At 69.3% G+C, this 14,218-nt stretch carries 13 protein-coding genes; 3 read left to right on the top strand and 10 right to left on the bottom strand.

The annotated features are described in order from the left end of the window. Positions 1-5 precede the first annotated feature (5 nt). From cax to ACOZHM_RS01830, 5 genes are read right to left on the bottom strand one after another with little or no spacing between them, the layout of a single operon-like run. Positions 6-1,064: a calcium/proton exchanger gene (gene cax / locus ACOZHM_RS01850; protein ID WP_421567243.1), complete on the bottom strand. Its 1,059-nt coding sequence runs from the start codon at positions 1,062-1,064 to the stop codon at positions 6-8. Positions 1,065-1,071: 7 nt separating this feature from the next. Further along, positions 1,072-2,523 (bottom strand): efflux transporter outer membrane subunit, encoded by a 1,452-nt coding sequence (locus tag ACOZHM_RS01845; RefSeq protein WP_421567242.1) that lies wholly within the window; start codon positions 2,521-2,523, stop codon positions 1,072-1,074. A 1-nt stretch (position 2,524) separates the two neighbouring features. Beyond that, positions 2,525-3,706, bottom strand: coding sequence for an HlyD family secretion protein (locus tag ACOZHM_RS01840; RefSeq protein WP_421567241.1), 1,182 nt, complete (start codon positions 3,704-3,706; stop codon positions 2,525-2,527). A 3-nt stretch (positions 3,707-3,709) separates the two neighbouring features. Then, positions 3,710-4,255: a DUF3302 domain-containing protein gene (locus ACOZHM_RS01835; RefSeq protein WP_421567240.1), complete on the bottom strand. Its 546-nt coding sequence runs from the start codon at positions 4,253-4,255 to the stop codon at positions 3,710-3,712. Continuing rightward, positions 4,252-4,671 (bottom strand): response regulator transcription factor, encoded by a 420-nt coding sequence (locus tag ACOZHM_RS01830; protein ID WP_421567239.1) that lies wholly within the window; start codon positions 4,669-4,671, stop codon positions 4,252-4,254. Before ACOZHM_RS01830 ends, ACOZHM_RS01835 begins: the two co-directional genes overlap by 4 nt. 168 nt (positions 4,672-4,839) lie before the next feature. Here ACOZHM_RS01830 and ACOZHM_RS01825 point away from each other — a divergent pair, with 168 nt between their 5' ends. The 3 genes from ACOZHM_RS01825 (at position 4,840) to ACOZHM_RS01815 (ending at position 8,918) form a co-directional block, all read left to right on the top strand. Continuing rightward, positions 4,840-5,994 (top strand): BamA/TamA family outer membrane protein, encoded by a 1,155-nt coding sequence (locus tag ACOZHM_RS01825; protein WP_421567238.1) that lies wholly within the window; start codon positions 4,840-4,842, stop codon positions 5,992-5,994. Next, positions 5,985-8,243: a patatin-like phospholipase family protein gene (locus ACOZHM_RS01820; RefSeq protein ID WP_421567237.1), complete on the top strand. Its 2,259-nt coding sequence runs from the start codon at positions 5,985-5,987 to the stop codon at positions 8,241-8,243. The genes ACOZHM_RS01825 and ACOZHM_RS01820 overlap by 10 nt, the downstream gene beginning before the upstream one ends. 123 nt (positions 8,244-8,366) lie before the next feature. Beyond that, the gene (locus ACOZHM_RS01815; protein ID WP_421567236.1) at positions 8,367-8,918 is read left to right on the top strand and encodes a DUF4136 domain-containing protein; all 552 of its coding nucleotides are present in this window, start codon (positions 8,367-8,369) and stop codon (positions 8,916-8,918) included. 102 nt (positions 8,919-9,020) lie between these two features. Here ACOZHM_RS01815 and ACOZHM_RS01810 read toward each other — a convergent pair whose 3' ends face one another. From ACOZHM_RS01810 to ACOZHM_RS01790, 5 genes are all read right to left on the bottom strand, one after another. Beyond that, positions 9,021-9,197 carry a hypothetical protein gene (locus ACOZHM_RS01810; RefSeq protein ID WP_421567235.1) on the bottom strand — a complete coding sequence of 59 codons (177 nt, stop codon included), beginning with the start codon at positions 9,195-9,197 and terminating at the stop codon, positions 9,021-9,023. Between the two features lie 29 nt (positions 9,198-9,226). Then, the gene (locus tag ACOZHM_RS01805; RefSeq protein WP_421567234.1) at positions 9,227-10,669 is read right to left on the bottom strand and encodes a DUF1254 domain-containing protein; all 1,443 of its coding nucleotides are present in this window, start codon (positions 10,667-10,669) and stop codon (positions 9,227-9,229) included. Positions 10,670-10,766: 97 nt separating this feature from the next. Next, the gene (locus ACOZHM_RS01800; RefSeq protein WP_421567233.1) at positions 10,767-10,901 is read right to left on the bottom strand and encodes a hypothetical protein; all 135 of its coding nucleotides are present in this window, start codon (positions 10,899-10,901) and stop codon (positions 10,767-10,769) included. Positions 10,902-11,343: 442 nt separating this feature from the next. After that, positions 11,344-12,144, bottom strand: coding sequence for a DUF2092 domain-containing protein (locus ACOZHM_RS01795; protein ID WP_421567232.1), 801 nt, complete (start codon positions 12,142-12,144; stop codon positions 11,344-11,346). A 111-nt stretch (positions 12,145-12,255) separates the two neighbouring features. Continuing rightward, positions 12,256-14,148, bottom strand: coding sequence for a DUF885 domain-containing protein (locus tag ACOZHM_RS01790; RefSeq protein ID WP_421567231.1), 1,893 nt, complete (start codon positions 14,146-14,148; stop codon positions 12,256-12,258). Positions 14,149-14,218: the final 70 nt, after the last annotated feature.

The following is a 14,218-nucleotide window of genomic DNA, read 5'->3' as shown; positions in this document are numbered from 1 at the left end:
CGCGGTCATGTTCCCGCGTCCGGCACGAACCAGAACAGCGTCGCCAGGATCACGTACAGCCCCAGCAGCTGCACGCCACGCAGCCAGTCGGCACGGCCGTCGGTGGCCACCTGGCCGGTGATGATCACCGCCACCAGCACGCTCAGCACCAGCCCGGGGCCGAACAGCAGGCTCATCGGCTGCGGGCCGATGACGTAGCTGAGCAGCACCAGCAGCGGCGCGACCAGCAGCGCCAGCTGCACGCCCGAGCCCAGTGCGATGGACAGGCTCAGGCTCATCTGGTTGCGGCGCGCGGCCACCAGGGCGGTAGCCTGTTCGGCCGCACCGCCGATTACCGCCAGCACGAACACGCCGGTGAACGCGTCGGAGAACCCCAGCTGGTGGCTGGCCGGCTCGACCACGCCGACCAGGATCTCGCTCAGCCAGATGATGCCGATGCTGGTGCCGGCCAGCAGCAGCATCGCGCGGCCATTGGACAGGCTGGCATCGTGCGCATGGCCGGCGTCGTGCCCGCCGCCGCTGTCACCGCCGGCGCCACGCAGGGTGAACACCACCGTGGCCAGGTACACCAGCAGCAGCAACACCGACAGCACCAGGCTGATCGACTGCAGCGACGCCTCGGCACCGGGCACCACCGCGCGGTAGGCCGCGGGCAGGATCAGGGTGATCACCGCCAGGGTCAGCATGGTGGCCTGCATGCGCGCGTTGGCGGCGTCGTAGCGCTGCTGGCCGTGGCGCAGCCCGCCCAGCACCATGGACAGGCCGAGCACGAACAGAATGTTGCCGATGATGGTGCCGGCGATGGACGCCTTGACCATGCCATGCAGGCCGGCACGCAGTGCGGCCAGCGCGATGATGAACTCGGCCGCGTTGCCGAAGGTGGCATTCAACAGCCCGCCGATGCTGGGGCCGAGGCGGGCGGCCAACGCCCCGGTGGCGCGCGACATCAGCGCGGCCAGCGGCACGATCGCCAGTGCGGTGGCGCCGAACACGAGCAGCGCGTTGCCCGGCATCAGATGGTGCAGGACGATCGCCAGCGGAACCAGCAGCAGCATCCAGTACATGTGCACCTCAGTCCGGTGACGGGGAAGGCGGCGCGCTGGGCGCCACCGGGTCCTGCGCGGCGTGGTCGCCGCCCAGGGCCAGGTACAGGTCCACACGGCGGCTCAGCCGCTCGCGGCGCACGCCCAGCAGCGCCGAACGCGCCGCCAGCGCCTGCATCTCCTGGCTGGTCACCGCGCGGTGGTCGGCGCGGCCGATCCGCTCGGATGCGCGGGTCTGCTCCAACACCTGCTCGTTGTTGGCCAGCACATCGCCAAGCAGCTGTTCGCGCTGCGCGAGCACGCGCTCGGCGGTCAGCGCATCCTCGACCTCGCCCAGCGCGAGCAGGGCACGGCGGGCGTAGTCGGCCACCGCCTGCTTCTGCTCGGCCGAACGCAGCTGCACCTGGCCGGTGAGCGCGCCGCCGGTGTAAAGCGGCATGATGCCGGTCGCCGAAATACTGGAGGTGGTCTGTTCCAGGTCGTCGCGGGTGCGCACCGCCGCATTGCTCAGCCGCCCGTAGCCGGCCGAGAGCGTGAGCGTGGGCAGCATCGCCGCGCGCGCTTCGCCGACCCGGTCGAAGGCGGCGGCGACGCGGCGTTCGGCCGCGTACAGGTCGGGCCGCCGGTTGAGCACGTCGATCGGCATGCCGGCCGGCACCGCGGCGGGCAGGGGGGTGAGCGCCGCCGGCGCGGCCAGGGTGGCGCCGGGGTAGCGGCCCAGCAGGATCTCCAGCGCACGCGCGGCGCTGTGCGTGGCCAGGTCGGCCTGCTGCCGCGCGTCCATGTAGCTGCCGGCGGCGGCACGTGTGGCCAGGGTTTCATTGGCGCTGCCGGCACCGACCCGTTCGCGCTGCTCGGCCAGGCCGACCAGCTGTTCGCCGCCGGCAGCCATTTCCCCGGCGATGTCGTACTGCAGGCGTGCCTCGGTGGCGGTGAACCAGGCACGCGCCACGCTCGCCGCCAGCGATTGCTGGGCATAGCGGTAGTCGGCGCTCTGCGCGTCGCTGGCGGCCATGGCGGCGTTGCGTGCATAGCGCAGCCGGCCCCAGAGGTCGATCTCCCAGCTCAGGCGCAGCATCAGCCCGCTCAGCAGCGGCACCAGGTCGGCGATGGGCTTGGAGCCTCCACGGCCGATCAGCCCGATCGCCGGGCGCAGCTGCGCCTGCGCGATGTCGACCTGCGCGTTGGCCTGCTCGACCCGCGCTGCGGCAATCAACAGGTCCGGGTTGCGCGCCAGCGCCTCATGCACCAGTGCCGTCAGCTGCGGGTCGGCGAAGGCGTCCAGCCAGCCGCGGTCGACCTGCGCCTGGCTGGCCTGCGCCGACCAGTTCGGCGGGATCGCGACCGTGGCCAGCGCGTCGGCGCGGATCTGGTCGCTGCCGGGCTCGGGCGCGGTGGCGCAGCCGCCAAGCGCGACGGCCAGCACCAGCGCGAACTGGCGGGACAGGGTAGGGCGATGGTGGCGGCGCGACGGTGTCATGTCAGTGCAGCTTGAGGACCAGCCAATCCAGCTTGCTGCCCACGCGCAGGATCACCCGGCGCACGATGTGGATCAGCTTGCCGTGGTCGGTGTAGATGGCGCCCTGGCCCTGCGCGCCCATTGCGATGAACACGTCGCGGTCGCGACCATCCGGGCGCAGGCGTACCGCGATGCGTCCCGGCGGGAGCGGGGTGGCGCCGGTCTGCGGAATCATGCCGCTGATGGGGAGCTGGCCGGTGCCCGAGGCCCAGACCACCGAATCGACCCGGCACTTGATGATGCGGTTCGGGTAGACCTTCAGCGCGATCTCCGCCTCGTTTCCTGGCGCGACGTTGCCCAGTTCGTTCTGCGAGAACATGGCCAGGATCCACTGTTCGCGTTCGACGAAGGTCATCACCGGCGTGAGCGGCAGGCTCGCGGCATACGAGCCCTCGCGCAGCTGCAGGTTGATCACGCTGCCGTCGGCCGGCGCCCGCACCACGGTCTGCTCCAGTTGCCAGCGCGCCTCGACGATCTGCGCCTGCAGCTGGACCATGCCGGCGCGGGCCTGGGCCACCTCGGAGAGTTCGCCCTCGTTGGTCTGGGCGGACAGTTTCTGTTGCACCTGCGCCATCTGTGCGGTGGTGGACACCAGGTCGGCGCGCAGGCTGGCCGCTTCGGTCTGCGCCTGCTCGTGGTCGAAGCGGCTGCCGGCGCCACTGCTGGCCAGTTCGCCGGTCTGGCGCTGGCGACGTTCGGCCAGCTGCAGGCGTACCACCAGTGCCTCGCGCGTGGCGCGCGCACCACGCAGCTGTTCGCCCAGCTCGCGCTGGTAGGCATCGGCACTGTCCAGCTTGGCCGACAGCTCCGGCAGCTTTGCTTCCAATGCCGCCAGCTGCTGCTGGTAAGGCACCGGGTCGATGCGGAACAGCACGTCGCCCTTGCGCACCGGCCGGTTGGATTCCACCGGCACCTCGATGACCCGTCCGGTCACGCGCGGCACGATCTGCACCACGTAGTTGATCGCGCGCACGTCCGACGATGAGGGGGCCACCACATTGAGGATGAGGATCAGCGCGGTCATCGCGAAGATGGGCAGCGAGATCACCACCACCTGCGACACGAAGTTCCACGGCAGCCATTTGAACTTGAAGAAGATCAGCCAGACGAAGAAGGAATAGATGAGGAGCAGGATGACTTCCATGGCTCATTCCTCCCCCTGCCTCTGCGGGCGCGGACGTGCGCCCTCGAGGGTAGCCAGGCGCTGCTCAAGCGCCGCCACCCGTTGCCGCCAGACGGTCTCATCGACCGGTGCAGGCTGCAGCGGATCGGGTTCGTCGATCCGCGCGTCGTGCAGCGGCGCCAGCGCGGCGTCGCCGTCGCCGTGGTCCACCGTGTCGGTGCCGTAGGCCAGCTTGTGCAGTACCGGCCGGGTGTAGGCCCACAGCCAGGCCAGCGGCCACAGCAGGCCGCCGAACAGCAGCGACAGCAGGCACAAGGTCTTGATCGCATCCAGCTGCGGGTGATGGCGTTTGTGGGCGATCTTCTCCGGCAGGATGTGCACCATCCAGAACACCGCAATCAACACCACCGGCACGACCAGCAGCGCCAGCCAGGCAATGACGTTGGCCGCGGTGTCCAGCGCCTCGCCGCTCAGGAACGATGCGTGCGCCTCCGGCGCAGCGCACAGCGCCACGACCGCCAGCAGCGCGGTGGCACGGAAGGAAGCGCCGTAAGGCCCGGGGCGGTTCATGGCGGCTCCTGCCGGCTGTGGGTGGGACTGGAACGGTGGCGGGCGCGGCGCTCGATCGCGGCCTGGGTCGCGTTGATCAATGCGTCGCCATCCACCGGTTTGCACAGATAGGCATCGGCGCCGAGCGCCAGCGCCTGCCGGCGGCTCTCGGCGCTGTCGTCACCGGTCAGCACCACCACCGGTATCGACAACTGCTGTGCGTGCAGCGCCGCCTGCACGTCGAATCCGCTGGGTCCGGGCATCCGCAGGTCCAGCACAACGCAGTCCGGAAGACTACGGGCGGCATGCCGCAGGAACTCCGACCCCGATTCGTAGGCCAGTACGTCGAACCCGGCCGAACGAAGCAACCGGCGCAGCGCGAGCCGCACGTCGTCCTCGTCATCGACCACCGCAACCACTGGCGCTCGCTGTGTCATCGTGGTGCAAGATCGCCGGTTGCGGGCCAGGGCAGCAATTGGCCCTTGGCCCCATGCCGGACCGGCAACCGGTAGTTTTTCTGGCCGGGCTGCGTAGTTATGCGGATGCCCCCGTGTGCATGCGGACGCTAGGCTGGGCCCCTGTCCACCCCGCTGGAGTCGCGTGCGATGAAAGCCTTCGCCCTTGTTCTGGGCGGGCTGGCCTGTGGCGCGCCGGCATCCGCACAGAACGCCGACCCGCCGCCGCCGCGCGCGATGTTCCGTGATGCCGAAGACGGCCGCTTCGACATGTCGCGCTGGCTGCTTGAGCATCGCGGTTTCCTGCCGGTGCCCATCATCATCACCGACCCCGCGCTGGGCAACGGCGGCGGGGTGGCGCTGGCCTTCTTCCAGCGCCCGCACGGCAGCGCGCCTGCGGCAGGCGATGGGGACGGTGGGGTCACCGTGACCCGGCCCAACCTGTATGGCGGGGGTGCCATGCGTACCTCCAACGGCAGCGAGGCGTACGGCGCAGGGGCATCGCTGCACTTCGACGAAGACCGCTGGCGCTACCGTGGCGGGCTGGCCAAGACCTCGATCAACCTCGGTTACCACACCCCGGGGACGCTGCGACCGCCACTGGAAATCGAGTACAACGTAGACGGCGTGATGTCGTTCCAGCAGGGCTTTCGCCGGCTCGGGGCACGCGATCTGTACGTCGGGCTGGCGTGGATCTACATGGACCTGGACATCGGCTTCGACGTGGCGTCGGACCGGGACCAGTTCAGCCCGCGCGAGTTGGGCTCGAAGAGTTCCGGGTTGGGGCTGTCGCTGGAATACGACAGTCGCGACAACACCTTCACCCCCTCCAGCGGCTGGCTGGGCATGATCGAAGGCAACGCCTACCTGCCCGGCATCGGCAGCGACAGCGCCTTCCAGAGTTACCGCGGCCACGCTTACGGCTACTGGCCACTGGGCACGCGCGTGGTGCTGGGCGGCCGCGTGGATGCGCGCTGGGCCAACGGTGACATCCCGTTCTACCGGCTGCCGTACATCGACCTGCGTGGCATCGGCTCGGCGCGTTACCAGGACACCCGGGTGGGGGTACTGGAAACCGAGCTGCGCTGGAACCTGACACCGCGCTGGGCGCTGATCGGCTTCGTCGGCGCCGGTCGAACCTGGGGCAGGCACAACAGTTTCGCCGACGGCAGCAGCGAGGTCGCCAAAGGCGCCGGGGTGCGCTACCTGATCGCGCGTCAGCTGGGCATGCATGTCGGTGTGGATTACGCATGGGGCCCGGAAGATGACACCTTCTACATCCAGGTAGGCAGCCCATGGCGCTGAACCCCATTCGATGGATCCTGCTGGTGGCGTTGTGCTGGGCGGGCACCGCGCAGGCGGTGGAGACCGTCAACATGCCCACCGGCAACAGCTGTGGCCATCGCGAACCGGGCGATACGCGGCCGCGCATCGGCGTGGCATTGGGCGGCGGTGGCGCGCGTGGCATTGCCCACGTGCGCATCCTGCGCCAGCTCGAGGCACTGCATATCCCGGTGGACTGCATCGCCGGGACCAGCGCGGGCGCGCTGGTCGGTGCGCTGTATGCCTCCGGCAGCAGCCCGGAACAGATCGAGAAGGTGGTGCTGGAAACCCAATGGATGACGATGTTCAGCGATACGCTGCCACGCCGTGATCGTTCGTTGCAGCGCAAGGCCGACGACTACGCGCAGCTGGCCCCCATCGGCATCGGCCTGGGAGGTGGCCAGGGCAAACGCGTGCAGCTGGCCGGTGGCATGTCGCAGGGCGAAAAGCTGATCGGCCTGTTCGAGCGGGCGACCGGTGGCAGCCGGGTCAGTGGCGACTTCGACGCGCTGTCCATTCCGTTCCGTGCCATCGCCACCGATATCAACACCGGGCAGGCGGTGGTGCTTTCACAGGGAAGCCTGCCGATGGCGATGCGCGCCAGCATGTCGTTGCCGGGCATCTTCCGCCCGGTGGCGATCGACGGGCGTGTGCTGCTGGATGGTGGCGTGGCCAACCAGGTGCCCATTGACGTGGTGCGTGCAATGGGTGCTGACCGGGTCATCGCGGTGGACGTGGGCACGCCATTGAGCGAACTGGACCGCGATGCCAGCCTGGTGGATGTGATCGGCCAGCTCAGCGGCTTCCTGACCACGCGCAACGCCGCCCAGCAGCTGTCCACGCTGGGGCCGCAGGACCTGTTGATTGCCCCGGAGCTGACCGGCAAGGTCGCGACCGGCGATTTCGACAAGGCGCCCGAGGCACTGCAGATCGGCCAGCAGGCGGCGGACCGCGCCGCGCCGGCACTTCGCGCGTTCTCTCAGCCGCCAGAGATCTACCAGCGTTGGCTTGCCGCCCGCGAGCAGCGGGCCGTGCAGGGCGAGGCGGCTGACATTGCATTCATCGAGGTGGAAAACCACACCGGCTATGCCGATGAACTTCTGCTCTCCTACCTGCCGCTGGAGGTGGGGCGCCCCCTGGACAGCAAGGCCATGCAGGCCGGGCTGCTGCGTGCCTACGGCATGGATACGCTGGCCAGCATCAGCTACGAGCAGGTCGAGCGCGATGGCCAGGTGGGCGTGGTGGTGAGTGCGTATGAAAAGCCGAATGGCCCGGCCTACCTGGAAGCGGGCTGGACGCTCAGCAACGACCTGCAGGGCAATCACGAAAGCAACCTGCGTGCCGGGCTGCTGTTCGCACCGCTGTCGCCCTACGGCGCCGAAGCCCGGGTCACGCTGCAGGTAGGCAGCGAGCCCGCCCTGACCGGGAGCTACTACCACCCCTTCGACCTGCGCAACCGTTATGCCTTCGAGGCCCTCGGTGGCTTCCAGACCCGCGCCTTCAATGTGTACGACGACGAGGGCAACAAGACGGCGCGATTCCGGGTGCGTCGCACCGGTGCAGAGGTGAACCTGGTGCGCAACGTCTCCAACGTGCTTTCTCTGCGTGCGGGACTGGAACGCTACACCGGCAGCGCCTCGGTGGAGATTGGTGACCCGACCCTGCCGCGCACCGATTTCCAGGAAGGCGCGCTCACCGCCAGTGCCACCTACGACAACATCGACAGCCTGTATTTCCCGCGTGACGGTTTCCTGGTCAACCTGGGCACGTACCAGTCCCACGAGGGGCTTGGGGCGGACAGCCGGTTCGGCCAGGTCGACCTGGACGCGGTAGGCGCATTTCCCTTCGGCCAGCATGCGGTGCAGCTGGGCCTGCGCTACCACGTGACCGCAACCGGCACCGCGCCCGTGCAGAACCTGTACCGGCTGGGCGGGCGCTGGCGGTTGGCCGGGTTCCAGCAGAACCAGCTGACCGGTCAGGACTACGCGCTGGGCTTTGTCGGCTACACCTACGAGCTGGGCAAGGTGCTGGGGCGTTCCGCGCAGGTGGGGGGAACGGTGGAGTATGGCAATGCATGGCAGCGCCGCAGCGACATGTCCCTCTCCGATGGCATATGGAACGGCAGCCTGTTCCTCGGCTTCGATTCCTGGATCGGCCCGCTGATCTTCGGCGTGGGGCTGCGCGAAGGTGGGGAGCGGGTGGTGTTCATCGAGCTGGGGCAGACCCTGTAGCCCCATGACGGTGCCCGACCGGTATTTTTTCTGTCCGTCCTGCGTAGTTATGCGGATTACGGGCCGTGGCAGCCGCAGTAGGCTGTGTGGAAGACCCATCATCCCGGAACTGGAGCCTGCGCCATGAAAGCCTTTGCGATTGCGGTCCTTGCCACCTCGCTGGTGGCCTGCGCCTCCACGCCGACCGTCCACACCGACTTCGATCCGGGCGCCAACTTCGCCTCGTTCAAGACCTACAGCTGGGCGATGAAGCCGCAGGGCGGCTCGCCGCTGGTGCAGCAGCGCATCGTGGATGGCATCGATGCCCGCCTGCAGGCCCGCGGCTGGACCCTGGCGCCCAATGGTGGCGACGTGGCGCTGGCCGCGCATATCGTGAGCACCCAGCGGCAGACGCTGGATACGTTCTACAGCGGCAGCAACATGGGTGGTTGGGGCTGGCGCGGTGGCGGCTGGGGCGGCGGCATGGGCATGGGTACGGCGACCACCACGGTGCGCACCTATGACGTGGGCACCCTGGTGGTGGACATGTTCGATGCGCGGAGCAAGCAGGCGGTCTGGCGCGGTACGGCCAGCAGCACGGTGCCCACCTCGCCCGATCGCGTCAATGCGGCCGTCGAAGCCGGCCTGGACAAGCTGTTCGCGAGCTTCCCGCCTGGCAGCGCACCCGCCAAATGATGCAGTAGCGCGACCTTTTCGTGTTGTGCCGCGCGGCGGCGTGCCGGGACCTCCCTCCCATCCGGTGCGACGCCGCGCTTTTTATGTGGACGCAGGTGGGAATCACCGTACCTGCGCCAGGACCACGCCGAGTGCGCCGATCCAGCAGACGATCACGAACCAGGCCAGTACCGCATTGGCGCCGATGCCGCGACGGCGGGTCAGCAGGCTGACCACCAGGGCCGCCAGCAGTGGCACCAGGAACAGCGCGAGAATCCAGAACCAGGGATGGTTGGGCATGGTGGCACCTGTGGGGGGAGGGAAAGGGGTCAGTGCACGCGTTCGATCTGTGGCGAGGTCCACCCGCCATCCAGCAGTTCCGGTTTCGGCCAGTAGTAGCGCATGCGCGCGGCGAACGGGCCGTCCGGAGCGGGCAACCAGTTGTGGCGTTGCCCGCCAGGGGGTGGGTCGTGCTGCAGGTATAGCGTCAGCCCGCCGTCGGCATCGCGCCGCAGGTGCGGCAGCATGCGGGAGTCGATCTGGTGGCGGTCGATCGCATTGGCCACACGCCGTTCTCCTGGCAACGCGTACAGGCTCAATGACCAGAACGCATTCACCGGCGGCCATCGGTCGCGGGCGAAACGCACGGTGTAGCGGTGGCGGCTGCCGTCCAACAGAACGCCGTCGGCGTCGGTATCGAACAGCGGGCGCAGTGCTTCGTCGCGCGAGGTTGCCGCAGCGTCAGCCTGGCTGCCGGTGGCGCGGGCGACCAGGTCACCCTTGAGCAGATCGCGGCTGCCGTACAGCGTATCGGTGCGCCCGGCCAGCGCGGCGCGACGCTGGTCGATCTCGCGCTGCCCATCGGCCATGCCCTCGCGCAGCGCCGCCAGCGTGTCCGGCGGTAGTGCGTGCAGCGCAAGCGCATGCCCGGGCTGGATGCCGATGCCGGCCAGCCGCGCACGCAGCGCGCGCTCGCTGGGGTGGATGGGGGCGAACTGCAGCACGAAGGCGAGCTGATTGAAGAAGGCCGGGGAGCCGCGCAGCGCATCCGGCGCCAGCGGGGCCGGCCAGGTAACCGCCGCAGGCGGATGCGGCGCGCGCCGGCCGAGGAACGCCGACAGCGGCTGCAACCGGTAGCGCGCCTGCAGCTGCTCGACCCGCCCGCGATCCTGGGCATCGAGCAGCTGGATGCCGCCCGACAGGCTCACCAGCTGGGTCTCGGCGCGCATGACCTGGGTGATGCCGGCGGGCACGCGACCGTGCCAGTCCGGACCGGCGATCAGGTAGTGGCCCCCCAGATTGCCGGTGCTGCGGCTGCCGATGTAGGCGAAGTGGTAGCCGTACAGATCTACCAACTGCAGCACGAAGTAACGTTCGGGCTCCATCGGCGGCACGCCGATGACGACCGGCTCGGCGCGCAGGTCGAGCGTGGCCGAGGTGGATGGCAGGCCGGCGTCGGCGTCCTGTGCGTCGTCATCGCCGGGCACGGTTGCACTACCGTGGCTGAGCTGGTTGAACGGGCCCCGGTAGTGGTCGCCGTCAGTGTCGATGCTGAGCGCATGCACCTGCCGGTAGCGGGCGAGCATCGGCACGCCGTAGACATAGGCCTCGCGTGCCACGGCGCGCAGCGCCGGCAGCGCGTCGTGCTGACGATCCGTGCCCGAGGGCGCAGGCGTGGTTGCCTGGGGAGCGGCGTCGGGTCGGCAGCCGGCCAGCAGCGCCAGCAGTGAAACAGTGCCGATCAGGGCGCTCAACGGCTGGCGCATCGGCATGGCGGGGCACGCTCCAGTGCGGCGCAACCGTCCAGGCGTCGCCGCTGGCGGCCTTCCAGTTGCAGCGGGTCGCCGAGGTCACGCCCACCGACCAGCCTCATCGTGGCGCATCCACCACGATGTACTGCACGGTCGTGCCCACATAGCGCGGCTGGTACCAGCCGTCGCTGCACTGCTGGTAGCCGATGCCATCGACGACGATCGTGCTGCAGTCGACCGGCAGCGTGTACACCACCGAACCGATCGCGGCGGCGGTGAGCGCGACGCCTGCGGTGACCGCGGCGGCGCCCCAGAACGGATGGTCCCAATAGGGCGGCGGCGGCGGATACGGGTGCGGCCCGGGGCCCGGCGGCGGGCCGGGGGGATGCGGGCCGGGACCGGGACCTGGCCCAGGGCCGGGTCCCGGATGGGGTCCTGGACCCGGTCCCGGGTGGGGTCCTGGACCAGGACCAGGTCCCGGTCCCGGGTGGGGCCCCGGTTCGGGCCCCGGCCGGATGCCCGGATGCGGGCTGAAACCACCGCCCCCAAATCCGCCGTGGCTGGCAATCGAGGGATGGGCGAAGCCGCGCAGTCCCGGCCGGGCCTGGACGTCGACGGGCACGAGCAGCGTCCCGGCCATCGAGCACAGCAAGGCAGTGAGAAGGGCAGTACGGAGTGCAGTCGTGGTGTGCATGTCAGCGGTCTCCGTTGCCAGCGTCGTCGCCGGTGGGGGCAGCCGGCACGAATGCGATCCGGGTGGCGCCGTCCGGCCGGAACACCAGATCCTTCGCCGCAACGGGCCGCTTGGTGTCCCATCGCAGCGTGGCCTGGTAGCTGGGGAGTGCGGGATCGGTGTGGCTGGTGATCAGCAACTGGCGCGGCAGTCCGGTGGCGTCCGAGATCCACACCTGCCAGTCCACGCCGGGTTGGCGGAACGCGTAATGCCGGGTCTGCTCGTCATCGATGCGCTCAGTGCCGACCAGCAGCGCGGATTCCAGGCGGTCGGTGGGAAAGCCCGGCGTGCCCCACAGGAACAGGTCGGCCAGCGGGAATTCCACGCCCAGCCGGGTGGCCGAATCGCTGAGCAGGGCCTGGCTGCTGCGGTCCAGGTGCTCGATGGCGGCGTAGTACTTCTGCCGGGGGGAGTAGATCGTCAGCGTATGCCCGTCGTAGAACAACTGACGGTGCTGGTGCTCGCTGCGGATCTCTACGAAGAAGTGGTCCGGGCCCAGCACCTTGTAGTCGACCGTGCCGGCCAAGGCGAGCTTCTGCCCATCATCGAGCACGTAGTCGGTGCGGGTGGTGGCCGCCATCGTGAACTGCGGCAGTGCGCGCAGCGCCTTGCCCATGCGGGTGAGCGCGTTGATCGCCTCGGGGTCCATGCTGGCCGCTGACGTGGCATCGACAGTGGGCGGCGGCGCGGCGCGCGCGGTTGACCATGCCTGTGGCGCGGTCAGCAACATCACCAGCAGCAGGCAGGTTCTGGACGGGCGCATGGTGCTCTCCTGTGGGCCGGGCCTGTCTGCCAGGCCATGCCCTCACTGTGCGCACCCGATGCGGGGCGGACAACCGGAGTTACACCGACGCTTCCTAGGTATTTCTACGGGTCAGGGCGCGCGGCGTGGTTCGCCGCCGCCCGCCGCTACCCACGCATCCACCGCCTGTTCCACCACCGTCATCGGCAATGCACCGTTGCCGAGGATCAGGTCATGGAAGGCGCGGATGTCGAAGCGGTCGCCCAACTCGCGGCGCGCTTTCTCGCGCAGCGCCAGCAACCGCAGTTGGCCCATCTTGTACGACGACGCCTGGCCGGGCTGGACCAGGTAGCGGTTGACCTCGGTGCGCACTTCCGATTCCTTCATGCCGGTCTTCTCCTGCATGTAGGCAATGGCCTGCTCGGGAGTCCAGCGCTTGCGGTGCAGCCCGGTGTCGAGCACCAGCCGCACCGAGCGGAACATTTCGGCCTGCAGGCGGCCCAGGTCGCCGGCCGGGTCGTCCTTGTACACGCCGGCCTCGGCCATCAGCTGTTCGGCATACAGCGCCCAGCCCTCACTGAAGGCGCTGGGATTGAGGCTGCGGCGCAGCATCGGCAGGTCGGTCAGGGTCTGCCCGATCGAGATCTGGAAGTGATGGCCCGGGGAACCCTCGTGGTAGGTGAGGGTAGGGATGCTCCAGCGCGTATTGGCGTCGATGTCGCCCAGGTTGATGAAGAACGTGCCCGGTCGCGAGCCGTCCATCGCCGGCGGGTAGTAGTAGCCGCCGGGCGACGTCGCCTGCATGTGCGCGGGCACCGGCAGCACCACCAGCTTCTGCGGCGGCAGGTGGCCGAACCAGGTGGGCAGGATCGGGTCCAGATCGCGCAGGCGCTGCTCGATGTCGCCGATCAGTTCCTTGCGCCCGGCGTCGCTGTCCGCATACCGATAACGCGGGTCGTCGCGCAGGCGTGCAATACGTGACGCCACGCTGCCATCGCGCAGGCCCAGCTGGCGCAGGCGCGCGTCCATGGCTTTTTCCAGGCGCGCCACTTCGTCCAGCCCGATCTGGTGGATGGCGTCGGCGCCCAGCCCGGTGCTGGTGTACCAGCGCAGCGCCGCGTCGTAGTACGCATCGCCGTGTGGCAGCGCCCACATGCCCTTGTTGCCCGGGTGCGTGGCCAGCAGCGCCTGCACGCGGTCGAGCAGCCGCTGGTAGCCGGGGTTGACCGAATCGCGCACCGCAACGGTGGCCTGCTCGAGCAGGGCGGCGCGTTCGGCGGCGGGAATGGCGGGCAGCTTGTCCAGCTTGCGGCGCAGCGACTGCACCCACAGGCTGTCTTTCGGCGCCGGCTGCAGCAGCGTGCGGAACTGGGTGGCCGCACCGCTCAGCGCCACTTCGGGCGGCACCACGCCCTGGTCGGCCTGCAGGTCGACGTTGGCGCGGACCTGGTCGAGCTTGGTGCCCATCGCGTTCAAGCGCGCGATGTAGTGGCGCGCACTGGTCGCATCGGTGACGGCATGCTGGTTGTCGAAGAACTGCGGCAGGTTCACTGGCAGGCTGAACAACTGGTCCACCGCGTAGGTGCTGCCGCCCACCGGCAACCACGCCGCCGACCACGGCACCGCCATCAGGTCGATCTGGGCCTGGTAGAACCAGCGCGCCAGGCCGTCACTGAGCTGCTGCTGCGCATCCAGTGGTGCGCCTTTCCAGGCCTTGATGGCCGCCAGGTTGTCGGCGAGCATGCGCCGGTTCACCTCGCGCTGCGCCAGCGAGACATCGGTGAGCCGGTCGGAAAGATCGCCGACGCCATCGCCGCTGATGCCCAACACCGTGCGCAGCTCGGGGTCGGCGTTGATCGCGCCCATGGTCTGCGCGTCGAGCAGCGTATTGAAGCTGCTGGCGGCTGCCGGTGCCTGTACCGCCGTCGGCGCGGACTGTGCGTGGGCGCTGGCGGGCAGCAGTGCGCAGGCGATGGCGAGACAGAGCGCGACGGGAACGGCAACGACGGGGTTGGACGCAGGCACGGGGCGATCTCCGGGGACGGACGGGTGCCACGCAGGCTACGGCAGAGTGGAACCGGGTGCACCTGCCGCA

It is taken from the genome of Stenotrophomonas sp. PD6, assembly GCF_049199305.1.
Taxonomy (GTDB): Bacteria; Pseudomonadota; Gammaproteobacteria; order Xanthomonadales; family Xanthomonadaceae; genus Stenotrophomonas.
Note: the sequence above shows the minus strand (reverse complement) of the source record. Positions and strands in the feature narration are given on the sequence as shown.

What these genes read in the sequence shown, in the direction of transcription:
- cax (WP_421567243.1), bottom strand. Translation starts at nt 1,064, where the DNA reads ATGTACTGGATGCTGCTGCTGGTTCCGCTGGCGATCGTCCTGCACCAT.
- ACOZHM_RS01845 (WP_421567242.1), bottom strand. Translation starts at nt 2,523, where the DNA reads ATGACACCGTCGCGCCGCCACCATCGCCCTACCCTGTCCCGCCAGTTC.
- ACOZHM_RS01840 (WP_421567241.1), bottom strand. Translation starts at nt 3,706, where the DNA reads ATGGAAGTCATCCTGCTCCTCATCTATTCCTTCTTCGTCTGGCTGATC.
- ACOZHM_RS01835 (WP_421567240.1), bottom strand. Translation starts at nt 4,255, where the DNA reads ATGAACCGCCCCGGGCCTTACGGCGCTTCCTTCCGTGCCACCGCGCTG.
- ACOZHM_RS01830 (WP_421567239.1), bottom strand. Translation starts at nt 4,671, where the DNA reads ATGACACAGCGAGCGCCAGTGGTTGCGGTGGTCGATGACGAGGACGAC.
- ACOZHM_RS01825 (WP_421567238.1), top strand. Translation starts at nt 4,840, where the DNA reads ATGAAAGCCTTCGCCCTTGTTCTGGGCGGGCTGGCCTGTGGCGCGCCG.
- ACOZHM_RS01820 (WP_421567237.1), top strand. Translation starts at nt 5,985, where the DNA reads ATGGCGCTGAACCCCATTCGATGGATCCTGCTGGTGGCGTTGTGCTGG.
- ACOZHM_RS01815 (WP_421567236.1), top strand. Translation starts at nt 8,367, where the DNA reads ATGAAAGCCTTTGCGATTGCGGTCCTTGCCACCTCGCTGGTGGCCTGC.
- ACOZHM_RS01810 (WP_421567235.1), bottom strand. Translation starts at nt 9,197, where the DNA reads ATGCCCAACCATCCCTGGTTCTGGATTCTCGCGCTGTTCCTGGTGCCA.
- ACOZHM_RS01805 (WP_421567234.1), bottom strand. Translation starts at nt 10,669, where the DNA reads ATGCCGATGCGCCAGCCGTTGAGCGCCCTGATCGGCACTGTTTCACTG.
- ACOZHM_RS01795 (WP_421567232.1), bottom strand. Translation starts at nt 12,144, where the DNA reads ATGCGCCCGTCCAGAACCTGCCTGCTGCTGGTGATGTTGCTGACCGCG.